The following is a 23,580-nucleotide window of genomic DNA, read 5'->3' as shown; positions in this document are numbered from 1 at the left end:
GACTGACGTCGCTCCCTCAGGATGATCGACTTTCCCGCCTACCGCGGCTTGGCCGGCATCGGGAACGGCGTGACCACTTTCTCGCCGGTGGCCGCATCGCGGATCGCCGACTGGCCTTTCCGCTCGACCTCTTCGACCCGGATGATGCTCTGCATCGGCAGGTGCAGCACCCGGGTGTTGCCGAACTCGTCGCGCAGCCGCTCTTCGGTGGGATCCACCACCAGTCCCTCGTGCACGTCGAAGACCAGGTCGGCGACTTCGGTGAAGCCCCACAGTCCACTGGCCGCTACCTTGTGTGCGTACAGCTCGTAGACCTTGGTGTGGTTGTGGAAGGTGATCTTGTAGAGCGTCTTCTTCATGCGGCGATTATAGGAGTGAGGGGAGAGGAGTGAGGAGTGAGCGAAAGCACGGCCGCCTTTTCTCACTCCTCACTTCTCTCCCCTCACTCCTGCCTTCAATACCCTTGCCGCTGGCGCATCCGCCGCGCGATGGCGGCGCGCACGAACAGCGCGAACACCACGCCGAACAGGAAGCCGGCGATGTGCGCCCACCACGCCACGGCGCCGAAGGCCGGGCCGGTGTAGGCGAACACGACCTGCAGCAGCGCCCAGATGCCGATCAGCAGCGAGGCGGGCGCCTTGACGAATTCCAGGAACAGGCCCAGCGGCAGCACCACGCCGAGCTTGGCGGTGGGGAACAGCGCCAGGTAGGCGCCGATGACCGCCGAGATCGCGCCGCTGGCGCCGATGATGACGCGGTCCGGTGTGCCGATGCTCAGCACGGCGGCCACGTTGGCCACGGCGCCACCCACCAGGAACAGCAGCAGGAACCGCCACGGCCCCATCGCCCGCTCGGACGGCAGGCCGAAGATCAGCAGGAACACCAGGTTGCCCAGCAGGTGCGCCCAGTCCGCGTGCAGGAACAGCGCCGTGAACAGCCGCAGCACCGTGCCGCTCTGCAGCGAGGCCAGCCACACCTCCGGCGCCACCATGCCCCCGGTCAACGCACCCCACCGGGTCAGCAGGTGGCCCTGCGCCGCGTCGCCGAGCGTGAGCGCCCAGCAGAAGGTGGCGGACAACAGGACCAGCAGGGCGGGCGTGGCCCAGCGGACGGGGGGTTTCCGGCGGGAAGGCAGCGAGACGAACATGCGCGCGCACTGTAGCCGGTCCCTGCCGCACTGCCCATGGTGCGACGCAACGAAACTGAATAGGGGCAATGACTTACAGCGGATTGTTAGAGTTTAGTTAGCGGGTATACTGCATACGGCGTCGTATGTCGGGAGGGGCTTCCGGCAGGTCGAACGGGTGGAATACAACACCCGCGACCGGATCGGCGCAGGTACTCATTACCCACGTCTCCGGAGACACTCCATGGAATTTGCTAAGCACCTCACCCGCGTCTCGGCGCTGGCTCTCGGCATCGCCGGCGTCCTCGCCTACGGCGACGTCCACGCCGCCGCCTTCCAGCTGAAGGAAAACAGCGTCAAGGCCCAGGGCCGCGCGATGGCCGGTTCGGCCTCCGCCAAGGGCGACGCCTCGGTGGTGGTCAACAACCCCGCCGTCATGTCCACCTTCACCGAGCGCACCCTGCAGGCCGACGTCACCGCGATCGACCTGTCCTACGAATTCACCGGCAGCGGCACCGCCGCCACCGGCACCCCGTTCCAGCAGCCGCTGACCGGCGGCAACGGCGGCGACGCCGGTGACGTGGCCGCCGTGCCGGCCGCCTCCTTCATCCTGCCGCTGAGCGGCGATTTCGAGTACCTGACGCTGGGCATGATGATCAGCGCGCCGTTCGGCCTGAAGACCGAATACGACGACGGCTGGAAGGGCCGTTACCACGCGCTGGAATCGGACGTGAAGATCGTCGACCTGACCCTGGCCGCCTCGCTCGAGCTGAGCGACAGCTTCTCGGTCGGCGCCGGTCTGATCTACGAACACGCCGACGTCACCCTGTCCAACGCGGTCGACTTCGGCACCATCATCTGCGGCCGCAGTCCGGCCGCGTGCGTGGGCCCGACCGCGCAGTTCGGTCCGCAGCGCAACGACGGCTTCGCCAGCATCAACGGCACCCACAACGGCCTGGGCTGGATCGTCGGCGTCAACTGGCGCCCGACCGACAAGCTGTCGCTGGGTTATTCGCACCGCTCCGAGATCGACCATGAGCTGGAAGGCGACTCGGTGTTCGAAGTGCCGGCCAACGTCCGCGCCGCGCTGGGCAACAGCGTCTTCATCAATGGCGGCGGCGGTGCCGACCTGACCACGCCGGCCGTCGATGCGTTCAGCGCCACCTACTACGCCACCGACCGCTTCACCGTGATGGCCGAAGCCACCCGCACCGAATGGTCGTCGCTGCAGGAAATCCGCATCGAGTTCGACAACCCCGCGCAGCCCGACTCGGTCGAGGACTACAGCTGGGACGAGAACTGGTTCTATTCGATCGGTGGCGAGTACAAGTTCAGCGACAAGTTCACCTTCCGCGCCGGCGTGGCCCGCGACGACTCCCCGGTCAGCCGTCCGTACCGCACCCCGCGCCTGCCCGACCAGGACCGCATGTGGTACTCGCTGGGCATGACCTGGAACGTGTCCGAGCACTTCGAGCTGAGCGCCAGCTACGTGAAGATTGACATCGTCGACACCCCCGAAGTGGACCTGACCACCAGCACGCGCGCGCGCCTGGTCGGCGACTTCGAAGGCGGCGCCGACCTGTTCGGCGTGGCGATGCAGTACAAGTTCTGATCGCGGCACGGATCCGGACCACGAAAAACCCCGCTTCGGCGGGGTTTTTTTGTTGCATGTGCAAGCGTGGGCGCGATCCACGTAGCGTGCGCCGCGCGCACGACGCGCGGTGACGGGTTCATGCGTCGTGCGCATGGCGCACGCTACGTCCGCGTCGCGCTTGAAGCCCCTCTCCCACCGGGAGAGGGGTTGGGGTGAGGGTCGGCGAAGTGGGGTGGGTTCAGCGGCACGCACACCCTCATCCGGCGCTGCGCGCCACCCCGTATCGCGTACGGGGCAGGCTCTTCTCCCGGGGGGAGAAGGATTCAGCGCACGCGCGGTGGTGACACGTCCATGCGTCGTGCGCATAGCGCACCCTACGAGCTCAGTACGGCAGCCCCGCCACGTCCAGGTCGATCGACCACAGGCTGGCCGCGCCGGTGAGGAACAGGGTGCTGCGGTCCTGGCCGCCGAACGCGGCGTTGGTGATGTTGGCGTCCACGCGGATAGTCGCCAGCACCTCGCCGGCGGACGAGAACACGCGCACCCGCCGCTCGCCATGTTCGGTGACGTACACGTTGCCCAGGCAATCCACGGCCAGGCCGTCGCCGCCGTTGATGCGGGCGAGGTCGCGGCCGGGTCCAGGTACGCCTTCGCGCAGCGCGTACGCGCGCAGCACGTCGCCATCGTCGGTGCCGCCCGCGACGTACAACGTGCCGCCATCCGGCGACAATGCGATGCCGTTGGGATTGCGCAGCGTGTCGTCCACCACCGTCGTCTTGCCGTCGTGATGACGGTACACGCGCGTGAGCGGTTGTCCGCCGGGCGCGGCCTTGCGCTGGTAATCCGGGTCGGTGAAGTAGAGCGTGCCGTCGGCCGCCATCACCAGGTCGTTCGGCGAATTGAACGGCGCGTCGTCGAAGCTCGACACCAGCGCCGTGCGCGAACCGTCGGCCAGGTCCACGCGCGCCACCTGCTTGCGGTCGTGCGTGGCGGCAAGCAGGCGGCCGTCAGTGTCCAGCGCCAGGCCGTTGCTGCCGCTGTCCTCGAGCACGGTTTCCCAGCGGTCTGGCGGCGTGAAGCGGCGGATGCGAGAAGGAAAGCGTCCGCTGTGCACGAAGTCCGACAGGTACAGCGCGCCGTCCTTCCACACCGGACCCTCGTACAGCCGGTCCTGGTCGTCGTCGACCTTGGCCGCCGCGACGCGGGTGGCGGTCAGTTCCCCGGTGGGCGCGTGGCCTGGATCGGCGGGGCAGACCGAGCGATAGGCCGAGGCGTGCGCGAGCGGTGCGGCACCACACAGGAACAGGGCGAGGGCAAGGCGATGGCAACGCGGCATGGGGGGTCTCGGGGTCAGGCGGGGTGCCAGCGTACCTCGATCCGGTTGCGACCCTTGTGCTTGGCCGCGTACAGCGCCTCGTCGGCCAGCCGGATCAGGACGTCGTAGGGCGCATGGCGATCGGCGGTGAAGGAAATGCCCAGACTGACGGTGACGCGGATGGCGCGGCCGGCGGGTGCGAATTCCAGCGCCATCACCTGCTGGCGGATGCGCTCGGCCAGCGCCTGCGCGGTATCGGCCTGGGTGTCGCGCAGCACCAGCATGAACTCCTCGCCGCCCAGGCGGGCGAACACGTCCTCGCTGCGGATGCAGCCGCGCACCACGTCGGAGAACCGCTGCAGCACGCGGTCGCCGGTCTCGTGGCCATGGTCGTCGTTGACGGCCTTGAAGTGGTCCAGGTCCAGCACGATCACGGCCAGCCCGTGCTCTGTCGCGGGCCGCGCGCTGTGCGACTCCAGTTCGTTATCCAGGCCGCGACGGTTCAATGCGCCGGTCAGCGGATCGAACAGTGCGCTGCGCCGCAACGGTTCCGCCGCACGGAAGCTGGCCAGCATCAGCATGCAGAAATTGAGCATGAACCAGATCGACAGGTCCAGGTTCACCCACATGGGGTTGGGGCCGTAGCGCCCTGTCAGCGCGGCCAGCAGGTCGCCGCCGTACAGCCACAGCAGCACCAGGCAGCCGACCATCATCAACCGCGCCGGCACGTGGTCCGGCGCGCTGCGCAGCGCGAACAGGTGCCGCAGCATCACCAGCAGCACGATCACTTCGGTGGCGCTCATCGCGGCGCCCTGCGCATCCACGCCGCCGCCCATGAGCATGCCGATCAGCGAAAAGCCCAGGCACAGCGGCAGCAGTGCGCGTTCCCACCGCAGCAGCGCGCGCTGCTGCACGAACTGGATGATCGACCACGCCAGTCCCACCAGGCCCGCGCACGCCAGCAGGCCGCCGACACCGGCGATGCCGTCCGCGAGCGATTCATTGCCCGCGCGTTCCAGCGTCTGCGCGGTGCCGTCCAGCATCGCCGCGCCCAGCGAGTAGAGGAAGTGGGCCACGCCCCAGGTCGCAATGCCGCGCACGCCGCGCGAGATCCTGCCCACGTAGAAGAACAGCGCCAGCAAGATGGCCGCGAGGGCGCAATCGCTGAGCAGCAGGTTGTAGAAATCGGTCGTCATGCGTGGTGGAGCCCTGCTGGACGTGGAACGGCCAGTCGATGCCAGAACGCAGGATACGGCGCAATCCGGCAGTGACGTGCGGACGCTGCGTGCGCACGCGTTGCGGATCTCCCGCGACGGCGGCCGCGCTGTCCGCAGCATCGCCGCGTGTCGCCGGCCGCGTCAGTGCCGTGGGTCACGGACAAAAAAAGCCCCGCCGGAGCGGGGCCTGGTGAAGCAGCGTCGCGCGAACGCCGTGCGACGCGTTACTCGCCCAGCGTCAGCAGCGACGCGTTGCCGCCGGCCGCGGTGGTGTTGACGGTGACGGTCTTCTCGGTGGCGAAGCGCGGCAGGTAGTGCGGGCCGCCGGCCTTGGGGCCGGTGCCCGACAGGCCCTGGCCGCCGAACGGCTGCACGCCGACCACGGCGCCGATCTGGTTGCGGTTGACGTAGACGTTGCCGACCTTCACCCGCGCGGCGATGCGGTCGATAGTCTCGTCGATGCGCGAATGCACGCCGAGCGTCAGGCCGTAGCCGGTGGCGTTGATCGCATCGATCACCTTGTCCAGATCGTCGGCCTTCCAGCGCACCACATGCAGCGCCGGTCCGAAGATTTCCTTGTGCAACTGGTCCAGCGACGTCAGTTCCCACGCGCGCGGCGCGAAGAACGTGCCGTGGGCGGTGTCCTCGCCGGCGCTGGCCTGCTTGATCAGACGCGCTTCCTTGGCCATGCGCACCGCGTGGTCGTCGAGGATCTTCAGCGCGTCGGCATCGATCACCGGGCCGACATCGGTCGACAGCAGGCCGGGGTCGCCGACCTTCAGTTCGTCCATCGCGCCGGCGAGCATCGTCATCACCTTGTCGGCGATGTCGTCCTGCACGAACAGCACGCGCGCGGCCGAGCAGCGCTGGCCGGCGGAGGTGAATGCGGAACCCATCGCATCCTTCACCAGCTGCTCGGGCAGCGCCGAGGAATCCGCGATGAAGGCGTTCTGGCCACCCGTTTCGGCGATCAGGGTGGCGATCGGACCGGCGTCGCGGCTGGCGAGCGCGCGGTTGATCGCACGCGCGGTCTCGGTGGAGCCGGTGAACGCCACGCCGGCCACGCGCGGGTCCTTGGTCAGCGCGGCGCCGACGGTGGCGCCGTCGCCGGGCAGGAACTGCAGCACGGCATCGGGAATGCCGGCTTCGTGCAGCAGCTTCACCGCCGCATGGCCGATCAGGTTGGTCTGCTCGGCCGGCTTGGCGATCACGCTGTTGCCGGCGGCGAGGGCGGCGCTGACCTGGCCCAGGAAGATCGCCAGCGGGAAGTTCCACGGGCTGATGCAGACGAACACGCCGCGACCCTGCAGCTGCAGCTGGTTGGATTCGCCGGTGGGGCCGGGCAGGTGCTCGGGCGCGCCGAACTGCGCGCGTGCCTGCGCGGCGTAGTAGCGCAGGAAGTCCACGGCTTCACGCACCTCGGCGACGCTGTCCGGGATGGTCTTGCCGGCTTCCTTCACGCACAGCGCGATGTAGTCGGGCAGACGCTGCTCCAGCAGGTTCGCGGCGTGTTCGAGGATCGCGGCGCGGCTGGCGGCCGGCGTGCGGTCCCAGGCCGGTTGCGCGGCCACCGCGTTCGCCAGCGCCTTCTCCACGGTACCGCTGTCGGCCGGCTGCCATTCGCCCACGGTCTGGCGGCGGTCGGCCGGGTTGGTCACCGGCAACGCCGCGCTCGACACGACGGCGCCCGGCACCAGCGGTGCGGCGCGCCACGGTTTGACGGAGGCATTGATGCGCTCGGCCAGTGCGCGCAGGTCGTTGTCGTTGGCGAGGTTGGCGCCCATGGAGTTGTCCCTGTCTGAATGCTGGATGGGAGCCGGCTGGCTCCGGAAAAGGTCGACCGGCAGCGGGATGCGCGGGTGCGGGATGCTGTCGAATTCCGAGACCGTCTGCACCGGGTCGCGCACCAGGTCCTCGATGGCCACGTTCTCGTCGGTGATGCGGTTGACGAAGCTGCTGTTGGCGCCGTTCTCGAGCAGGCGGCGCACCAGGTACGGCAGCAGGTCCTCATGCGAGCCGACCGGCGCGTACACGCGGCATGGCGTGTCGAGACGGTGCTTGGGCACCACTTCGGCGTACAGGTCGTCGCCCATGCCGTGCAGTTTCTGGAATTCAAAGCCCCTCTCCCCTTGGGAGAGGGGTTGGGGAGAGGGTACGGCGCGAGCGCCGGCACCCGGATGCCCCGCACCCTCATCCGCCCCCCGGGCACCTTCTCCCGGAGGGAGAAGGGAAAGCGTGTGGATCGCGGCAATCGTCTGCGCGTTGTGGGTGGCGAACATCGGATACAGCGCGTCGCCGTGGTCGAACATGCGGCGTGCGTTGGCGAGGTACGACACGTCGGTGTTCGGCTTGCGGGTGAACACCGGATAGCCCGGGTGGCCGTCGATCTGCGCGCGCTTGATCTCGGCGTCCCAGTACGCGCCCTTCACCAGGCGCACCGGCATGCGCCGGCCGACGCGGCGGGCCAGGTCGGCGAGGAAGTCGATCACGTACGGCGTGCGCTTCTGGTAGGCCTGCACGGCCAGGCCGTAGCCTTCCCAGCCGTCGAGCGAGGGGTCGGAGAAGGTCGCCTCGATCAGGTCCAGCGACAGCTCCAGGCGGTCGGCTTCTTCGGCGTCGATGGTGAAGCCGATGCCGTACGACTTGGCCAACTGCGCCAGTTCCAGGATGGCCGGGGCCAGGTCCTTCATCACGCGGGCGCGCTTGGCGTGCTCGTAGCGCGGGTGCAGCGCCGACAGCTTGATCGAGATGCTGGGCGCGGCGAACACATCCGCGAACGGACCGGTGCGGCCGATCGCATGGATGGCCTGGCGATAGGCTTCCAGATAGCGCGCGGCATCCTTCGTGGTCAGTGCGCCTTCGCCCAGCATGTCGAACGAATAGCGGTAGTCGGCGTTCTCGCCCTTGCGGCTGCGCGCCAGCGCCTCGTCGATGGTGCGGCCCATGACGAACTGGTGGCCCATGATGCGCATGGCCTGGCGCACGGCCAGGCGGATGACGGGTTCGCCCACGCGGCCGACCAGACGCTTGAAGGCGCCGGGCACGTCGGCGCGGGTCAGGTCGTTCAGGTTGACCAGCTTGCCGGTCAACATCAGCCCCCAGGTGGAGGCGTTGACCAGCACCGAGTCGCTCTGGCCCAGGTGCTTCTGCCAGTCGGCGTCGCCCAGCTTGTCGCGGATCAGCTTGTCGGCGGTTTCCTGGTCCGGGATGCGCAGCAGCGCTTCGGCCACGCACATCAGCAGCACGCCTTCCTCGCTGCCCAGGTCGTACTGGCGCATGAAGGCCTCGATGGCGCCCTGGTCCTGGGCGCGGGCGCGCACGCGCTTGACCAGGTCCACGGCCAGCCGCTGGGCCTGGATCTGCTCCTCGGCGGGCAGGCGGGCCTGTTCCAGCAGCTCGCGGACATGCGCGGTCTCGTCGCGCAGCCAGGCGGCCGTGATGGCGGCCCGCAGGGCGGACGGCGGCGCGGGAAGCTCGGGGGAGACGATGGCGCCGGCCACGGGTGCGGCGGGCGACGGGGCGGGCGAAGGGGTCGACATGACGGCGGGGCAGTCCAAAGGCAGTCCATTAGTTTAGGGCCGCGCGGGCAGCCCGGATATGCCCGCCGTGCCGTCTCGACGGGCCTGCGGAGCCCGCATCCACCGGGCGGTGACGGCAGTCGCGGAATCCCCGCGTGAAGGCGATCTCCGGCCCGCGCCAGCGGCATGCGCGCCTTGTGCCGGATCAATGCAACTTGCCGCGCCATGTGCCCGGGGGCTACCATTTAACGGTTTTCCGCAGCCCGGAGCGCGTGGCGGGCGACATGATCGAAGTGGTGCCGTCATCGTGGGACGGACACGGCGCGCAGCTCAGGCTGCGGCCGCCGCGGGCGCTGACGCGCCGCCAGTTCGTGATGTTGTTCGGGGCGCTGTCGGGTGCGATGTGGATCGTCGCCATGCTGGGCTGGTGGGGAGGCAATGCCTTCGCGCCGGCTTTTGCATTGCTCCATTCGGCCATCGTGGCCACGGCGCTGCGCGTGCTGTGGCGCAGCGGCGAGCGGGGCGAGGAGATCCGCATCGGTCCCGACGCGGTGGAGGTGACCACCTCCGGCGCCGGGGTCGTGTTCCGGGCGCACCCGTACTGGGTCCGCCTGGGCATCGAGCGGGGAGGCGAAAGGATTTCGCTGGCATCCAGCGGCAGGCAGGTCCGGGTGGGCGACTTCCTTGGACCGGCCGAGCGCCGGGAGCTGGCGGACACGTTGCAGGATTTACTGGCGGCCGCGAGTGGCCGCAACCGATGACGCATTGGGGTCTAGGCAATGACGCAAGTGAATGGGATGTGGAAGCGGTTGGTGACGGCGTGCACGCTGCTGGCGATGCCGGCGCTGGCCTGGGCGCAGTCGGCGGATCCGAAGCCGTGGCAGCTGAACATGGGCAAGGGCGTCACCGCGTCCTCGCAGCATGCCTACGACGCGCACATGATCGCGCTGTGGGTCTGCATCGTGATCGGCCTGATCGTGTTCGGCGCGATGGGCTACGCGATGTTCAAGTTCCGCCACTCCAAGGGTGCGGTGGCCGCGCAGTTCAGCCACAACACCACCGCCGAGATCATCTGGACCGTCATCCCGGTGCTGATCCTGGTGGTCATGGCCTGGCCGGCGACCGCCAAGCTGATCGCCATGTACGACACCCGCGATGCCGAGATGACCGTCAAGGTCACCGGCTACCAGTGGATGTGGAAGTACGAGTACCTGGGTGAGGACGTGTCCTTCACCAGCCGCCTGGACCGCGAGTCCGACCGCCTGCGCCAGAACAAGAAGGCCACGCAGGAAGAGATCAAGGCGCACCCGCACTACCTGCTGGACGTCGACAACCAGCTGGTGCTGCCGACCGACACCAAGATCCGCTTCGTGATCACCGCCGACGACGTCATCCATGCGTGGTGGGTGCCGGCGCTGGGCTGGAAGCAGGACGCCATCCCGGGCATCGTCAACGAGGCCTGGACCGACATCAAGGAGCCGGGCATCTACCGCGGCCAGTGCGCCGAGCTGTGCGGCAAGGACCACGGCTTCATGCCGATCGTGGTGAAGGCGGTGCCGAAGGCCGAGTTCGACCAGTGGCTGGCCTCGAAGAAGCCCGCCCCGGCCGCCGAACCCGCGCCGGCCGCGCCCGCTGCGGAAGCCGCTCCGGCCGACGCCGCCGCGACGCCGGCGGTCGACGCCGCCCCCACCGCCGAGACCCCCGCGCCGTCGGCGCAGGGCTGATCGATCGTCCGCTTTAGCTGCAAGAGAGCAAGCACATGGCCAACTCCACCGTCGCCCACGATTCCCATCATGACGGGCACGACGATCATCACGGTCACCAGCAGGGCTTCATCGACCGGTGGTTCTTCTCCACGAACCACAAGGACATCGGTACCCTCTACCTGATCTTCAGCTTCATCATGTTCATCATCGGCGCGGGCATGTCGGTGATCATCCGTGCCGAGCTGATGGTGCCGGGCCTGCAGCTGGTCAGCCCCGAGTTCTTCAACCAGATGACCACGGTGCACGCGCTGGTCATGATCTTCGGCGGCGTGATGCCGGCGTTCGTCGGCCTGGCCAACTGGATGATCCCGCTGCAGGTCGGCGCGCCGGACATGGCGCTGCCGCGCATGAACAACTGGTCCTTCTGGATCATGCCGTTCGCGTTCACCCTGCTGCTGATGTCGCTGTTCCTGCCGGGCGGCGCGCCCGCCGGTGGCTGGACGCTGTACCCGCCGCTGTCGCTGCAGGGCGGCTACAACGTCGCGTTCACCATCTTCGCGATCCACATGATGGGCATCAGCTCGATCATGGGCGCCATCAACATCATCGCCACCGTGCTGAACATGCGCGCGCCGGGCATCGACCTGCTGAAGATGCCGATCTTCTGCTGGACCTGGCTGATCACCGCGTTCCTGCTGATCGCGGTGATGCCGGTGCTGGCGGGCGCGGTGACCATGCTGCTGACCGACAAGTTCTTCGGCACCAGCTTCTTCAACGCGGCCGGCGGCGGCGACCCGGTGATGTACCAGCACATCTTCTGGTTCTTCGGTCACCCCGAGGTCTACATCATGATCCTGCCGGCGTTCGGCGTGGTGTCGGAAATCATCCCGACCTTCAGTCGCAAGCCGCTGTTCGGCTACCAGGCCATGGTGTACGCGACCGCCTCGATCGCCTTCCTGTCGTTCATCGTGTGGGCGCACCACATGTTCACGGTGGGCATGCCGCTGGGTGGCGAGATCTACTTCATGTTCGCCACCATGCTGATCGCCATCCCGACCGGCGTGAAGGTGTTCAACTGGGTCAGCACCATGTGGCGCGGCTCGCTGTCCTTCGAGACGCCGATGCTGTGGGCGGTGGGCTTCGTCATCCTGTTCACCATCGGCGGTTTCTCCGGCCTGATGCTGGCCATCGTGCCGGCGGACTTCCAGTACCACGACACCTACTTCGTGGTGGCGCACTTCCACTACGTGCTGGTGACCGGCGCGCTGTTCTCCATCATCGCCGCCACCTACTACTGGTGGCCGAAGTGGACCGGCCGCATGTACAACGAGTTCTGGGGCAAGTTCCACTTCTGGTGGACCATCGTGTTCGTCAACCTGCTGTTCTTCCCGCAGCACTTCCTGGGCCTGGCCGGCATGCCGCGCCGCATCCCGGACTACAACCCGGTGTTCGCGGACTGGAACCTGATCAGCTCGATCGGCGCGTTCGGCATGTTCGTCACGCCCTTCATGATGGCGGCGATCCTGTGGGCCTCGCTGCGCAACGGCAAGAAGGCCGAAGCGCGCGCCTGGGAAAACGCCCGCGGCCTGGAGTGGACCGTGCCGTCGCCGGCGCCGCACCACACGTTCACCACGCCGCCGGTCATCAAGGACGGCGACCTGGCGCACGGCGACGTGACGCACTGAGACGCCTGAGCGCCTTCGCATGAACGTGCCCGCCTTCACCCCGGAAGAACTCGCGCGCCGCCGCAGGGCGGTGTTGCGGACGGCGTGGGTGATCGGCGGCATCGCCTTCGCGATCTTCGCGGCCTTCATCGGCCGTGCGGTGCTGAGCGCATGACGGCTGCCAAGTCCAACTCGGCGGGTCTGTTCAAGCTGGTCGGCGTGGCGATGGCGGTGTTCGTGCTGACGTTCTCGCTGGTGCCGCTGTACCGCATCGCCTGCGAGAAGGTGTTCGGCATCCGCCTGGAGCAGGGTCCCGGCCAGGCCGCCGCCATAGCCGCCGCCAAGGCCGAGCGCACGGTCACCGTGCAGTTCGACGGCGGCGTGAACTCCAAGCTGCCGTGGGCGTTCAAGCCGGAGCAGCTGACCATGCAGGTGGTGCCCGGCGAGCTGTACGAAGCCAAGTATTTCGCCCGCAACGACAGCGACAAGGCCGTCGTCGGCAGCGCGGTGCCGTCGGTCGCGCCGGCGCGCGCGTCGGGCTACTTCACCAAGACCGAGTGTTTCTGCTTCACCGCCCAGACCCTGCAGCCCGGCGAAAGCCGCGACATGCCGGTCCGTTTCATCGTGGACCAGGACCTGCCGGCGGAAGTGAAGACCATCACCCTGTCGTATACCTTCTTCAAGAACGACGCCCTGACCGCGCGGATCGGCACCGGCACGACGTCGCCTTCGCCGCTCGCGGCACCCTGACTTCGCCTTAGCAACCGGAAGCATCGCCATGGCAAACGCCCCATCGCCAGACGCCAACGTCTACTTCGTGCCGCACAGTTCCAAGTGGCCGTTCGTGGGCTCCATCGCCATGTTCATCACGATGATCGGCGTGGCCAGCTGGCTCAACGACATCTCGTGGGGCATGTGGACCTTCTACGCCGGCGTCGCCGCCCTGTGCGCCACGCTGTTCATGTGGTTCGGCGACGTGATCCGCGAGTCGGTGAGCGGCCAGTACAACCGCCAGGTGGACGTGTCGTTCCGCATGGGCATGGTGTGGTTCATCTTCTCGGAAGTGATGTTCTTCGCCGCGTTCTTCGGTGCGCTGTTCTACGCCCGCACGCTGGCGTTGCCGTGGCTGGGTGGCGAAGGCGATGGCGTGATGACCAACAGCCTGCTGTGGGAAGGCTTCTCGGCGGCATGGCCGAGTGCCGGTCCGGGCCAGGTGGGCGGCCAGTTCCAGACCATCCCGGCGTGGGGCCTGCCGCTGCTCAACACGCTGATCCTGCTGACCTCGGGCGTGACCATCACTATCGCGCACCACGCGCTGAAGGCCGGCAACCGCAGCCAGCTGCTGATCTGGCTGGGCGCCACCGTGCTGCTGGGTTGCGTGTTCCTGTTCTTCCAGGTCGAGGAATACATCCACGCCTACAAGGAACTGAACCTGACCCTCGGCTCCGGCATCTACGGCTCCACGTTCTTCATGCTGACCGGCTTCCACGGCCTGCACGTGACGCTGGGTACGATCATGCTGGCGATCATCTGGTTCCGCTGCGCCAAGGGCCACTTCACCAAGAACGACCACTTCGGCTTCGAGGCCGTGGCGTGGTACTGGCACTTCGTCGACGTGGTGTGGCTGGGCCTGTTCCTGTTCGTCTACGTGGTGTAAGGCCGGGAGTGGGGATTCGGGATTGGTGATTCGCAAGTGCGAATCCCGGCTGCAGAAAGAAAGAGCGACGGTCGCCCGTCGCTCTTTGCTTTTTACGAATGCCGAATCCCGAATTGCCAATCCCGCCCGGCGTCAGCCGGGATTGACCCCATGCGGCTGGATCCAGCCCATCTTGATGGCCAGCACCACCAGCAGGATCAGGCCCACCGACAGCGCGATGCGGCGGGTCAGGGCATTGACCGTACGCTTGCTCTCGCCCTTGTCCACCAGCATGTAGTACAGGCCCGCGCCCAGGTTCCAGAGGATGAGGATGAGGAAGGCGATGATCAGCAGGGTTTTCAGCGAATCGTTCATGGTGTCCTCGACGGGGCCGGGGCGGTGAGGCGGGCATTATCGCGCCATCGGCGTGAGCCGATGCCGGGTGCGACATTCGGACGCAGCCCGTGAGCCGGCGCATGCCGCTGCCGATCGGTTGGACCCTGGCCGTGCTGGCCATGTCGCTGTTCGGCAGCCTGGGCGCGTGGCAGTGGGGCCGGGCGGAACAGAAAGAAGCGATGCTGGCCGAAACCACGCGCGTGCTGGCCGAACGCCGGCCGCAGCCGCTGGCGCTGGCCGCCGATGCGGCACGCGCGCTGACCTACGACTGGGCCACGGGCGACGGCGAATTCTTGCCCGGACCGGCGATCCTGCTGGACAACCAGACGCGCGACCGCCAGCCGGGCGTGCGCGTCTACCGCGCGTTCCAGCCTGCGGGGGGCGGCGCCCCGCTGCTGGTGGAACTGGGGTGGCTGCCGCTGCCGGGCGACCGCACGATGCCGGCGATGGCGCCGCTGCCGGGCCGGCAGCACGTGGCGGGGCTGCTGGTGCCGCCGCCGTCCGAGGGCATCGCGCAGGCGCCGCCGGCCGCGCAGGCGGATGGCAGCCTGCTGGTGATCGCGCTGCAGCGTGAGGCGATCGCACAGGCGCTCGGCGTGCCGGCCCTGGCCCCGCGCGTGCTGAAGCTCGACCCCGACCTGCCGCTGGGCCATGCCCGCGACCTGGACATCCTGCCCAACACGCTGCCGCCGGAGCGCCACATCGGCTACGCCGTGCAGTGGTTCGGACTGGCCGCGGCGGTGCTGGTCACCGCGCTGCTGCTGACCTGGCGCAGTCGGCGGGGTACGCGGAAGGGGCGCTGAGCGGCCACGGGACAGGCACTAAGTCCCGTAACTCCGTTCGTGGTGAGCCTGTCGAACCACGCGCTTTGCGCTGGATCGACCTGTCACGATGACCTTGCCTTGCCATCGAAATGCGTGGTTCGACAGGCTCACCACGAACGAAACCCCACCGTCATGCCCGCCGGTGGGAGTCCGGTCGGGTCGCCATAGCGGCAATGATCGTCCGGGCGTGAGAAAATGCGCGAATGGACCCCAAACCATTCGATCCCGCCCAGCGGCGTCGCGGGCGGTGGATGCTCGTCGGCCTGTTCGCGCTGTTCTTCGGCACCGTGTTCGGCGCCGGCATCCTGCGTTTCTCGGGCTGGCAGCCGGCCACGCACAAGAACCATGGCGTGATGCTGCAACCGCCGGTGGACGCACGCGACCTCTCGCTGTCGCTCGCCGAGGGCGGCCGTTACGACTGGACGCCGGCCGATCGCCGCTGGCGCATCGTCGCCGCGCCGTCGCCGGGATGCGCGCAGGCCTGCACCGCACTCGCGCAGGACTTGGACAAGGTCTGGCAGCTGTTCGGCCACAACGCCGACGAAGTCGACATCCTCTGGATCGGCGACTACCCGGCCGACGCGCCACGCCACGCGGCGCTGCGCCAGGTGCGTGCCGACGATCCGCTGCGCGCACGCCTGCCGCAGGTGGACGACGCGGCGGGCACACCGGTCTACGTGATCGATCCCCACGGCTTCATCATCCTCCGCTACGCCCCGGGCTTCGACCCCGGTGGCCTGCGCACCGATGTGTCCAAGCTTATCAAGCTCATCTGAGCCCTTGCCCGACCTGCAGACGATGATGAACTCCGTAGCGCGTCCTGTCATTTACCGGCATTTCCACCGCATCGCCTGGCTGGCGGTCGCACTGACGCTGTGCGTCGTGGTGTTCGGCGCGTTCGTGCGCCTGTCCGACGCCGGCCTCAGCTGCCCCGACTGGCCGACCTGCTACGGTCGCGCCGCGTGGCCGAAGGCGATGGATGAGGCCGCGTCCCACGTCGCCAGTGAGATCCGTCCGTTCGAGACGCACAAGGCGTGGCGCGAACAGGTGCACCGCCACATCGCCGCCGCGCTCGGCGTGCTGGTGCTGGTGCTGGCACTACTGGCCGCGCGTCGCCGCCGCTGGGGCATCGCGCAGATCCTCGTCGCCGCCGGTCTGGTTGGCGCGGCGATTCCGCTGTACATGCACGGCGAGCACGTGCAGGCGTCGGTGCTGGCGATCATCGGCGAAGCGATCCTGCTGTTCGCCGCGCTGCGCTGGACGAACATCGACCTGGCGCGCGCGGGCGCGCTGACGCTGGCGGTGATCATCTTCCAGGCGCTGCTGGGCATGTGGACGGTGACCTGGTTGCTGAAGCCGATCGTGGTGATGGGCCACCTGCTCGGCGGTCTGACCACGTTCTCGCTGCTGGTGTGGATGGCGTGGCGCGCGACCGACCGGCCCATCACGCTGGCTGACGCCACCGTGCTGCGGCGCTGGCTGGTGAGCGGGCTGGTGCTGCTCGGCATCCAGATCGCGCTGGGCGGCTGGGTCAGCGCGAACTACGCGGCGCTGGCATGCGGCCTGGATTTCCCGAAGTGCGTGGGCCAGTGGGCGCCGCCGGCGGACTTCCGCGAGGGCTTCGTGCTGTGGCGCGGGATCGGCGTGGACTACGAAGGTGGCGTGCTCGATGGCGCGGCCCGCATCGCGATCCAGCTGAGCCATCGCATCATGGCGGTGGTGGTGGCGCTGTACGTGCTGGCGCTGGCGCTGCGCCTGTTCCGCACGCCGGGCATGCGCAGCTGGTCGCTGACGCTGGTCATGCTGATCGTCGCGCAGGTCACGCTGGGCATCCTCAACGTCAAGCTCAACCTGCCGCTGCCGGTGGCGGTGGCGCACAACGGCGGCGCCGTGCTGCTGCTGTTCACGCTGGTGTCGCTGACCGCGCGCCTGCGCAGGCCCGATTGATGGCCTCGACGTTCCGCCAGTACTGGGACCTGACCAAGCCGCGGGTGGTGGCGCTGATCGTGTTCACCGCGATCGTCGGCATGTTCCTCGCCATCGACGGCCTGCCCGATGGCGCCGAGTTGCTGCGCGGTGCGCTCGGCTTCCTCGGCATCTGGCTGGCGGCGTCCAGTGCCGCCGCGATCAACCAGCTGCTCGACGCACGCATCGACGCCAAGATGGCGCGCACGTCGTGGCGTCCGCTGGTGCAGGGCCAGCTCAAGCCCTGGCAGGCGCTGGCGTTCGCGCTGGTACTGGCGGCGCTGTCGATGACGGTGCTGGTGATGTGGGTCAACACGATCACCGCCATCCTGACCTTCGCCTCGCTGATCGGCTATGCGGTGATCTACACCGTATTCCTCAAGCGCGCCACGCCGCAGAACATCGTCATCGGCGGCATCGCCGGCGCGGCGCCGCCGCTGCTGGGCTGGGCCACGATGACCGGCATGACCGGCGAGTGGGACTGGCCGCACGCGCTGCTGCTGGTGCTGATCATCTTCGTGTGGACGCCGCCGCACTTCTGGGCGCTGGCGATCTTCCGCCGCGAAGACTACGCCCGCGCGCTGGTGCCGATGCTGCCGGTGACGCATGGCGTGACCTACACGCGCTGGCAGATCCTGTTCTACACCGTGCTGCTGGTCGAAGTGACCGTGCTGCCGGTGGTGTTCGGCATGAGCGGCTTCTTCTACCTGGGCGGCGCGCTGGTGCTCGGCGCGGTGTTCCTCTGGTACGCATGGCGCCTGCTGGATCCGCCGGACGAGTTCTTCCCGATGCGCGTGTTCAACTACTCCATCGTCTACCTGATGGCGCTGTTCGCGTTCCTGCTGGTCGACCACTGGGTGATGCCGCTGCTGCGACCGGCGGCTGCTGCGGCTGGCATCGAGTTCGTGCCGGCAGGATGACGCTGCTGTTGTAGGAGCGACGTCAGTCGCGACCGCATCCCCTCAGCGTTCTCCGTATTCGGCTCGCGCGACACCAGTCGCTGCGCGCCCCAGCGCGTACGACATTCAAACGTGGCGTCGTTCGTGCGGTCGCGACTGACGTCGCTCCTACAGTGGCTGTGCCGCGCCGGATTCGGCCAACCGCTCCACCACCACCGGCTCCAGCGACGTCAGTCCCGCCGCGCGACCCAGCGTCAGCGCATCTTCCTGCGAGGTGCCGTCCAGCGCCGCGCCCAGCGCGAGCAGCGCGCCGACGCGATTGCCCGAGGCGCAGTGCAGCAGCACGTCGCCCTGCTGCGCTTTCAGCAGATCCTGCAGCGCCCTGGCGTTGGCCGGGGTGATGTCGTCCTTGCCGGTGATCGGCAGCGCCACGTAGGCCATGCCGAGGCGGCGTGCTTCGGCGGCTGCGTCGTAGCCCCGGTCTTCCTGCGCGCCGCGCAAATCAATCACGGTACGAACGCCTTCTGATTCCAGTCGCGCGAGGTCTTCCTGCGACGGCTGGCCGCCGGTGTGCAGGCCGGCCTTGGGTCGGATGAAGTCGGTGGCGTGCGCCGCGAGCGAAAGGCCGCCGGCCAGCAACGTGGAAAACAGAAGCGCGAAACGTGTCATCACGGACTCCTCAGTGGCGGCCGATACGGGCCTGCAGCAGGGTGCGCAGTTCGTACTTGTCGGTTTCGTCCAGGCCCATGCTGCGCTGCTTGGCCTGCAGTTCGTCGAGACGTTGTTGCAACATCTGCTTCTCCAGCTGCACGGCGGCGTCCAGCACCTCCATGCGCCAGCTGTCCTCATCGCCGGGAAGGGCCTGCATCGCCAGCTTCTGCAGCGCGGTGGCTTCCTCGCGCTCGGCGAAGTGCTCCAGCAGCACGCCAGTGGTGATGTCGGGGCGCGCATGCACCAGCGTGATCAGTTCCAGCAGCAGGTCCATGCCGGCCAGCCGCAATGCGGAAAAGCCGTGCGTGGACTCGATGGACAAGGCCAATGCCGGTTTGTGCAGCAGCCGCACGATGAGGCTGCGGACGAGGCTGGGCTTCTGCCCTGCCTGCGACGGCGCCGCACGCCGCGCCGGCGTTGGCGCAGTCGGCGTGGCGTTGGCATTGCTGGCGCCAACGCCGGTGATCTCGGTCAGGCGCTGGCGCATCAGGTCGCCGAACGCACCATCCGGGATCTGCGCCAGCAGTGGGCGCGCGCGCTCGGCCAGTCGCGCCTTGCCGTCGAGTGTGGACAGCTTGATGTCCTTGGCCAGTTCGTCGAAGAAGAACTGCGACAGCGGCGTCGCCTGTTGCAGGCGCGCATCGAATCCTTCCGCGCCCTCCTGTCGCACGATGGTGTCAGGGTCCTCGCCATCGGGCAGGAACAGGAAGAACGCCTGCCGCCCGTCCTTCATGCGCGGCAGCACCGACTCCAGCGCACGCCACGCCGCGCGCTGGCCGGCGGCATCGCCATCGAAACAGAAGTACACATCCGGCGCATTGCGGAACAGCAGTTCGGCGTGTTCCGGCGTGGTCGCCGTGCCCAGCGTGGCGACGGCTTCCTTCACGCCGAACTGGAACAGCGAGACCACGTCCATGTAGCCCTCCACCACCACCAGCCGCGCGATCTTCTGGTTGGCCTGCTTCACCTGCCACAGGCCGTACAGCTCGCGGCCCTTGTGGAACAGCGCGGTCTCGGGCGAGTTGAGGTACTTCGGGCCGTCGTCCTTCTGCAGCACGCGGCCGCCGAAGGCGATCACCCGGCCGCGACGGTCGTGGATGGGGAACATCACCCGGTCGCGGAACTTGTCGTAGACGTGGCCGCGATCGTTCTTCGAGAACAGGCCGGCGCGGTCCAGCAGCTTCATCCGCCGCTCGTCGGTGCCCAAGGCATCCTTCAGCGCGGAATAGCCGTCCGGCGCGTAGCCGATCATGAACTGCGTGCGGATCGCCGCGTCCACGCCGCGCCCATCCAGATAGGCCTTCGCCTTGTCGCTGCCGTCCAGGTTGCGCTGGAAGAAACGGGCCGCCGCTTCCAGTGCGTTGAACAGGTCGCGGGTATCGTTGTTCTCGTTGCGCTGCTGTGTCTCGCGCGGCACCTCCATGCCGGTGCGCCGCGCCAGCTCTTCCACCGCGTCGAGGAACTCGAGGCGGTCGTAGTTCATCAGGAACGACAGCGCCGTGCCGTGCGCGCCGCAGCCGAAGCAGTGGTAGAACTGTTTGGTCGGCGACACCGTGAACGACGGCGAGCGCTCGTCGTGGAACGGACAGCAGGCCGAATATTCCTTGCCCTGCCGCTTCAGCGGCACGCGCCCGCCCACCACCTCGACGATGTCCGTCCGGGCGAGCAGTTCGTCGATGAAGGCGTCGGGGATGCGGGCCATGGAACGCATAGGATGCCATGCGGACGCCATGCGCGCCGTTGGTGCCAGGCTTTGCCTGCAGGAGTGGTCCGCTGCGATGGCAGCCCGGTCCAGTGCTGTCGGTTGCTGCAGTCCCGCCGGCGGGGTGCCCGGGTACTGCGACCGCAACAGTGGATTACAGGCAGGCGTATCCGCTTTCGAAGTTGATGGACGCGCGGCGCTGGATCAGGAGCGGCGCTCCCAAGATGGCGTCCACATTGGTGCGTTCCCCCTGGACAACGCTGGCCTGTATGGACCGGGCCGAGAACGAGCCGCTCGTGAGCGAGACCGACGCACTGCCGACCTCGACGCGTGCGGGCATGCCACCGACCGTTGCGCTGAAAGCACGGCGCGGATTGTCAGCGAACTGACGCGCCGCATGGCCAACGACTGTCAGCGTTGGACCGGCGCCCGTATCCAGGGCGAGTCGTGCGCTCTGTCCGTTGATGGTTGCCGGTATCGTGAATTTCCCGTGGAACTGGTTGCCCGGCAGGAACCGGAGGGGTACGTCGGCAGTGCAACGGAGCGGTGCATGTCCCGGCTGCTTCAGCTCAAGGAATCCGTCACCAAAGGTCACTTCACCGAACAAGGACAGCAGCTCGTTGCCGATCACCACGCGTGCGAGCGGACGATCGGTGACGAGCACAAGCACATCCTTGCCGATCAGGTTGCCGATCGTGAAATCGGCCAGTGCGTAACCATCCCAGCCCTTCGTCTCGTTGCTGCGATCAATCGAGGGTAGGGCGTGCTGAAGGACGGTGAGGCCCTTGGCGATCTGCTTCATGGAAAAGTCCGACACCATCGTACGAGGCACAATCAGCGTAGCGCTGGCGCCAGTATCGACGAGGGCACGCACCTGCTTTCCGCCGATCGTGACCATGACCTGCGGCGTGGCGTCATGCAGCTCGGCGGGCAGCAGATCCAATCGGCCAGCAGGTGACGCGAACCGGAATCGGGACGTCGGCGCGCTGGCTTTGATGGACGCGAAATCGATCTCGTCGAACCCCTTGCCCAAAGATCCCTTGCCGGTACCGTTGGTCAGCAGGTGAACGCCGGACGTGCGGAGCCAATGCCAGGCGTTCGCCCATGACGGCGCGTCGCCCTTGGCGGCGTTGAGTCCCGCGAGCTGGAGTGCGCATGCAATGGCGTCGTTCGCATCACGGGCCGTTTCGCCGGATGCGCGGCACGCGACCAACGCGTCCTCCATTGCCGCGCGGTCCGGTCGCGAGGACGCGTCGACGAACTTCACGACCTCGGTGCCAAGGCGCCCCTGCTGCCGCATCTCCGCGATCGCACGATCATTACCAATGTTCAACGGCCCGGTGACGTCTCGGGCACCTTCGTGCGGGCCCTGCGCGAACGAGGGAAAAGACGTGGACAGCCATGCGGCTACGAGCACTTGCTTGATCATGGTCCCGACCTCCCTGTGATTACCGCGTCCCAAAGCAAGATGATGGGTCGGCTCCGTCCCGGTGTCGGCCACCGACCGCGTGGGCATTGCCCGCACAAGAGCGTGACCCGACATGTTGTACCGCGCAAGGGGCTGGTCGATGATGAGCCACGTGCGAGACCAGAATCCTGAAACCGACATGACGCCTGATGCCAAGCTGCTGGCGCAGCTGCGCGACGCCGTGGGCCGCGCGCATGTGCTGACCGGCGACCGCGCCACGCGCCGCTATCGCAAGGGCTACCGGTTCGGCGACGGACCGGTGTTTGCGGTCGTGTGCCCGGGCACGTTGCTGGAGCTGTGGCGGGTGCTGCAGGCCACGGTGGCGGCGGGGCGGATCGTGCTGATGCAGGCGGCCAACACCGGCCTGACCGGCGGTTCCACGCCGGACGGCGACGGCTACGACCGCGGCATCGTGCTAATCAGCACGCGGCGGCTGACCGGCGTGCACGTGCTCGACGGCGGGCGCCAGGTCGTCTGCTTGCCGGGGGCGACCTTGGACGTGCTGGAACAGCGATTGGCGCCGCTGGGCCGCGAGCCGCATTCGGTCATCGGCTCATCGTGTATCGGCGCGTCCGTGCTGGGGGGCGTGTGCAACAACTCCGGCGGTGCGCTGGTGCGGCGCGGGCCTGCGTATACCGAGTTGTCGCTGTACGCGCAGCTGGACGAAGACGGCGTGCTGCGGCTGGTGAACCATCTCGACATCGCGCTGGGCGATACCCCGGAAGAAATCCTGTCGCGGCTGCAGGTCGGCGACTACGGCGCGGACGCCATCGTTCACGATCCGGCGCAGGCGGCATCGGATCCCTACTACGCCGAACACGTGCGTCACGTCGATGCGCCCACGCCGGCCCGCTACAACGCCGATCCCTCGCGCCTGCACGAAGCCTCGGGCTGCGCGGGCCGGTTGGCGGTGTTCGCAGTGCGCCTGGATACGTTCGAGAAGGAGGCGTCGTCGGTCTTCTATATCGGCAGCAACGATCCGGACGATCTCACTGCCGTGCGCCGCCATCTGCTGACCGCGTTCGAGCGCCTGCCGATCGCGGGCGAGTACCTGCATCGCGACGCCTTCGACATCGGCGACCGCTACGGCAAGGATACCTTCCTGCTGATCGACCGCTTCGGCACCGGCAGGGTGCCCGCGGCGTTCGCGTTGAAGAGCCGCCTGGACGGCTGGTGCGAACGGTTCGGCCTGCCCGGACTGGCCGACCGCATGCTGCAATCGCTGACCGCGATGCTGCCGGACCACCTGCCGCCGCGGCTGCGCGCGTATCGCGACCGCTACGAGCACCATCTGCTGTTGAAGATGTCGGCCGTCGATGCGGAGGCCACGCGCGCCTTCCTCGACACCTATTTCGGCGGCCGCGAGGGCGACTTCTTCGCCTGCGATGACGACGAAGGCCGCAAGGCCTTCCTGCTGCGATTCGCCGTGGCCGGGGCGGCGGTCCGCTACCGCGCCGTGCACGCCGGCGAGGTGGAGGACATCGTCGCGCTGGACGTGGCGCTGCGGCGCGATGATCGTGCCTGGGTGGAACAGCTGCCGGCCGACGTGGCCGCCACGATGGTCGCGCGGCTCTACTACGGCCACTTCTTCTGCCATGTGTTCCACCAGGACTACATCGTGAAGAAGGGCGAAGATCCGCTGGCGGTGGAGCATCGCCTGTGGGACCTGCTCGATGCCCGTGGCGCCGAGTATCCGGCCGAGCACAACGTCGGCCATCTGTATCGTGCCAAGCCGGCGCTGGCCGCGTTCTATCGTGCACTGGATCCGACCAATACGTTCAATCCGGGGATCGGCCAGACCAGCAAGCGGGCGGATTGGAAGGAGTGAGGGGAGAGGAG

At 67.9% G+C, this 23,580-nt stretch carries 21 protein-coding genes; 12 read left to right on the top strand and 9 right to left on the bottom strand.

Translation table 11 applies throughout. The annotated features are described in order from the left end of the window. Nucleotides 1-38 precede the first annotated feature (38 nt). Both MMG85_RS04960 and MMG85_RS04955 read right to left on the bottom strand, forming a co-directional pair. Nucleotides 39-359, bottom strand: coding sequence for a DUF1820 family protein (locus tag MMG85_RS04960; protein ID WP_055938175.1), 321 nt, complete (start codon nucleotides 357-359; stop codon nucleotides 39-41). Nucleotides 360-454: 95 nt separating this feature from the next. After that, complete coding sequence (locus MMG85_RS04955; RefSeq protein ID WP_055938172.1) at nucleotides 455-1,147, bottom strand: rhomboid family intramembrane serine protease; 693 nt, start codon at nucleotides 1,145-1,147, stop codon at nucleotides 455-457. Between the two features lie 223 nt (nucleotides 1,148-1,370). Between MMG85_RS04955 and MMG85_RS04950 the strand changes: the two genes are divergently transcribed. Further along, nucleotides 1,371-2,738: an outer membrane protein transport protein gene (locus MMG85_RS04950; RefSeq protein WP_241045015.1), complete on the top strand. Its 1,368-nt coding sequence runs from the start codon at nucleotides 1,371-1,373 to the stop codon at nucleotides 2,736-2,738. Nucleotides 2,739-3,102: 364 nt separating this feature from the next. Here MMG85_RS04950 and MMG85_RS04945 read toward each other — a convergent pair whose 3' ends face one another. The 3 genes from MMG85_RS04945 to putA form a co-directional block, all read right to left on the bottom strand. Further along, the gene (locus MMG85_RS04945; RefSeq protein WP_241045014.1) at nucleotides 3,103-4,056 is read right to left on the bottom strand and encodes an SMP-30/gluconolactonase/LRE family protein; all 954 of its coding nucleotides are present in this window, start codon (nucleotides 4,054-4,056) and stop codon (nucleotides 3,103-3,105) included. 14 nt (nucleotides 4,057-4,070) lie between these two features. Then, nucleotides 4,071-5,231, bottom strand: a complete 1,161-nt coding sequence (locus MMG85_RS04940) for a GGDEF domain-containing protein (RefSeq protein ID WP_241045013.1) — start codon at nucleotides 5,229-5,231, stop codon at nucleotides 4,071-4,073. A gap of 245 nt (nucleotides 5,232-5,476) precedes the next feature. Then, nucleotides 5,477-8,791 (bottom strand): bifunctional proline dehydrogenase/L-glutamate gamma-semialdehyde dehydrogenase PutA, encoded by a 3,315-nt coding sequence (gene putA, locus MMG85_RS04935; RefSeq protein ID WP_241045012.1) that lies wholly within the window; start codon nucleotides 8,789-8,791, stop codon nucleotides 5,477-5,479. A 263-nt stretch (nucleotides 8,792-9,054) separates the two neighbouring features. Between putA and MMG85_RS04930 the strand changes: the two genes are divergently transcribed. From MMG85_RS04930 to MMG85_RS04910, 6 genes are read left to right on the top strand one after another with little or no spacing between them, the layout of a single operon-like run. Next, nucleotides 9,055-9,531 (top strand): DUF2244 domain-containing protein, encoded by a 477-nt coding sequence (locus MMG85_RS04930; RefSeq protein WP_055941066.1) that lies wholly within the window; start codon nucleotides 9,055-9,057, stop codon nucleotides 9,529-9,531. An 18-nt stretch (nucleotides 9,532-9,549) separates the two neighbouring features. Then, nucleotides 9,550-10,494, top strand: coding sequence for a cytochrome c oxidase subunit II (coxB, locus tag MMG85_RS04925; RefSeq protein ID WP_241045011.1), 945 nt, complete (start codon nucleotides 9,550-9,552; stop codon nucleotides 10,492-10,494). Nucleotides 10,495-10,529: 35 nt separating this feature from the next. Beyond that, nucleotides 10,530-12,161 (top strand): cytochrome c oxidase subunit I, encoded by a 1,632-nt coding sequence (gene ctaD, locus MMG85_RS04920; protein ID WP_241045010.1) that lies wholly within the window; start codon nucleotides 10,530-10,532, stop codon nucleotides 12,159-12,161. A 19-nt stretch (nucleotides 12,162-12,180) separates the two neighbouring features. Beyond that, nucleotides 12,181-12,315, top strand: a complete 135-nt coding sequence (locus MMG85_RS18430) for a hypothetical protein (protein WP_268793362.1) — start codon at nucleotides 12,181-12,183, stop codon at nucleotides 12,313-12,315. Then, nucleotides 12,312-12,890 (top strand): cytochrome c oxidase assembly protein, encoded by a 579-nt coding sequence (locus MMG85_RS04915; protein WP_241045009.1) that lies wholly within the window; start codon nucleotides 12,312-12,314, stop codon nucleotides 12,888-12,890. Before MMG85_RS18430 ends, MMG85_RS04915 begins: the two co-directional genes overlap by 4 nt. A gap of 28 nt (nucleotides 12,891-12,918) precedes the next feature. After that, a complete protein-coding gene (locus tag MMG85_RS04910) occupies nucleotides 12,919-13,797 on the top strand; it encodes a cytochrome c oxidase subunit 3 (RefSeq protein ID WP_241045008.1) in 879 nt (292 codons plus the stop codon). A 132-nt stretch (nucleotides 13,798-13,929) separates the two neighbouring features. On the opposite strand, the gene MMG85_RS04905 is transcribed toward MMG85_RS04910, so the two are convergent. Next, a complete protein-coding gene (locus MMG85_RS04905) occupies nucleotides 13,930-14,151 on the bottom strand; it encodes a twin transmembrane helix small protein (protein WP_241045007.1) in 222 nt (73 codons plus the stop codon). Between the two features lie 101 nt (nucleotides 14,152-14,252). Between MMG85_RS04905 and MMG85_RS04900 the strand changes: the two genes are divergently transcribed. The 4 genes from MMG85_RS04900 to cyoE all read left to right on the top strand — a co-directional run bounded on the left by MMG85_RS04900 (nucleotide 14,253) and on the right by cyoE (nucleotide 17,881). Then, nucleotides 14,253-14,975, top strand: coding sequence for an SURF1 family protein (locus tag MMG85_RS04900; RefSeq protein ID WP_241045006.1), 723 nt, complete (start codon nucleotides 14,253-14,255; stop codon nucleotides 14,973-14,975). A gap of 224 nt (nucleotides 14,976-15,199) precedes the next feature. Next, complete coding sequence (locus MMG85_RS04895; protein ID WP_241045005.1) at nucleotides 15,200-15,772, top strand: hypothetical protein; 573 nt, start codon at nucleotides 15,200-15,202, stop codon at nucleotides 15,770-15,772. A gap of 25 nt (nucleotides 15,773-15,797) precedes the next feature. Further along, nucleotides 15,798-16,943 (top strand): COX15/CtaA family protein, encoded by a 1,146-nt coding sequence (locus MMG85_RS04890; protein WP_241045025.1) that lies wholly within the window; start codon nucleotides 15,798-15,800, stop codon nucleotides 16,941-16,943. Next, nucleotides 16,943-17,881 carry a heme o synthase gene (gene cyoE / locus MMG85_RS04885; RefSeq protein ID WP_241045004.1) on the top strand — a complete coding sequence of 313 codons (939 nt, stop codon included), beginning with the start codon at nucleotides 16,943-16,945 and terminating at the stop codon, nucleotides 17,879-17,881. Before MMG85_RS04890 ends, cyoE begins: the two co-directional genes overlap by 1 nt. Before the next feature lie 147 nt (nucleotides 17,882-18,028). Here the strand turns inward: cyoE and MMG85_RS04880 are convergent, their stop codons facing one another. The 3 genes from MMG85_RS04880 to MMG85_RS04870 all read right to left on the bottom strand — a co-directional run bounded on the left by MMG85_RS04880 (nucleotide 18,029) and on the right by MMG85_RS04870 (nucleotide 21,702). After that, nucleotides 18,029-18,529, bottom strand: coding sequence for a sulfur transferase domain-containing protein (locus MMG85_RS04880; RefSeq protein WP_241045003.1), 501 nt, complete (start codon nucleotides 18,527-18,529; stop codon nucleotides 18,029-18,031). Between the two features lie 10 nt (nucleotides 18,530-18,539). Further along, entirely contained in the window at nucleotides 18,540-20,273 is a 1,734-nt protein-coding gene (gene dnaG / locus MMG85_RS04875; protein ID WP_241045002.1) for a DNA primase, read from the bottom strand. A 154-nt stretch (nucleotides 20,274-20,427) separates the two neighbouring features. Continuing rightward, nucleotides 20,428-21,702 carry an aspartyl protease family protein gene (locus tag MMG85_RS04870; protein WP_241045001.1) on the bottom strand — a complete coding sequence of 425 codons (1,275 nt, stop codon included), beginning with the start codon at nucleotides 21,700-21,702 and terminating at the stop codon, nucleotides 20,428-20,430. A 178-nt stretch (nucleotides 21,703-21,880) separates the two neighbouring features. Between MMG85_RS04870 and dld the strand changes: the two genes are divergently transcribed. Next, on the top strand, nucleotides 21,881-23,569 hold the full coding sequence (gene dld, locus MMG85_RS04865) for a D-lactate dehydrogenase (RefSeq protein ID WP_241045000.1): 1,689 nt from the start codon (nucleotides 21,881-21,883) through the stop codon (nucleotides 23,567-23,569). Nucleotides 23,570-23,580 lie beyond the last annotated feature (11 nt).

Source organism: Pseudoxanthomonas sp. LH2527 (assembly GCF_022539275.1).
Classification (GTDB): Bacteria; Pseudomonadota; Gammaproteobacteria; order Xanthomonadales; family Xanthomonadaceae; genus Pseudoxanthomonas_A.
The sequence above is the reverse complement of the archived record's forward strand: the minus strand, read 5'-3'. Positions and strand labels throughout refer to the sequence as shown.

Excerpts from the sequence above, each read along its gene's own strand:
- MMG85_RS04960 (WP_055938175.1), bottom strand. The coding sequence starts at position 359 with ATGAAGAAGACGCTCTACAAGATCACCTTCCACAACCACACCAAGGTC.
- MMG85_RS04955 (WP_055938172.1), bottom strand. The coding sequence starts at position 1,147 with ATGTTCGTCTCGCTGCCTTCCCGCCGGAAACCCCCCGTCCGCTGGGCC.
- MMG85_RS04950 (WP_241045015.1), top strand. The coding sequence starts at position 1,371 with ATGGAATTTGCTAAGCACCTCACCCGCGTCTCGGCGCTGGCTCTCGGC.
- MMG85_RS04945 (WP_241045014.1), bottom strand. The coding sequence starts at position 4,056 with ATGCCGCGTTGCCATCGCCTTGCCCTCGCCCTGTTCCTGTGTGGTGCC.
- MMG85_RS04940 (WP_241045013.1), bottom strand. The coding sequence starts at position 5,231 with ATGACGACCGATTTCTACAACCTGCTGCTCAGCGATTGCGCCCTCGCG.
- putA (WP_241045012.1), bottom strand. The coding sequence starts at position 8,791 with ATGTCGACCCCTTCGCCCGCCCCGTCGCCCGCCGCACCCGTGGCCGGC.
- MMG85_RS04930 (WP_055941066.1), top strand. The coding sequence starts at position 9,055 with ATGATCGAAGTGGTGCCGTCATCGTGGGACGGACACGGCGCGCAGCTC.
- coxB (WP_241045011.1), top strand. The coding sequence starts at position 9,550 with ATGACGCAAGTGAATGGGATGTGGAAGCGGTTGGTGACGGCGTGCACG.
- ctaD (WP_241045010.1), top strand. The coding sequence starts at position 10,530 with ATGGCCAACTCCACCGTCGCCCACGATTCCCATCATGACGGGCACGAC.
- MMG85_RS18430 (WP_268793362.1), top strand. The coding sequence starts at position 12,181 with ATGAACGTGCCCGCCTTCACCCCGGAAGAACTCGCGCGCCGCCGCAGG.
- MMG85_RS04915 (WP_241045009.1), top strand. The coding sequence starts at position 12,312 with ATGACGGCTGCCAAGTCCAACTCGGCGGGTCTGTTCAAGCTGGTCGGC.
- MMG85_RS04910 (WP_241045008.1), top strand. The coding sequence starts at position 12,919 with ATGGCAAACGCCCCATCGCCAGACGCCAACGTCTACTTCGTGCCGCAC.
- MMG85_RS04905 (WP_241045007.1), bottom strand. The coding sequence starts at position 14,151 with ATGAACGATTCGCTGAAAACCCTGCTGATCATCGCCTTCCTCATCCTC.
- MMG85_RS04900 (WP_241045006.1), top strand. The coding sequence starts at position 14,253 with ATGCCGCTGCCGATCGGTTGGACCCTGGCCGTGCTGGCCATGTCGCTG.
- MMG85_RS04895 (WP_241045005.1), top strand. The coding sequence starts at position 15,200 with ATGGACCCCAAACCATTCGATCCCGCCCAGCGGCGTCGCGGGCGGTGG.
- MMG85_RS04890 (WP_241045025.1), top strand. The coding sequence starts at position 15,798 with ATGAACTCCGTAGCGCGTCCTGTCATTTACCGGCATTTCCACCGCATC.
- cyoE (WP_241045004.1), top strand. The coding sequence starts at position 16,943 with ATGGCCTCGACGTTCCGCCAGTACTGGGACCTGACCAAGCCGCGGGTG.
- MMG85_RS04880 (WP_241045003.1), bottom strand. The coding sequence starts at position 18,529 with ATGACACGTTTCGCGCTTCTGTTTTCCACGTTGCTGGCCGGCGGCCTT.
- dnaG (WP_241045002.1), bottom strand. The coding sequence starts at position 20,273 with ATGGCCCGCATCCCCGACGCCTTCATCGACGAACTGCTCGCCCGGACG.
- MMG85_RS04870 (WP_241045001.1), bottom strand. The coding sequence starts at position 21,702 with ATGATCAAGCAAGTGCTCGTAGCCGCATGGCTGTCCACGTCTTTTCCC.
- dld (WP_241045000.1), top strand. The coding sequence starts at position 21,881 with ATGACGCCTGATGCCAAGCTGCTGGCGCAGCTGCGCGACGCCGTGGGC.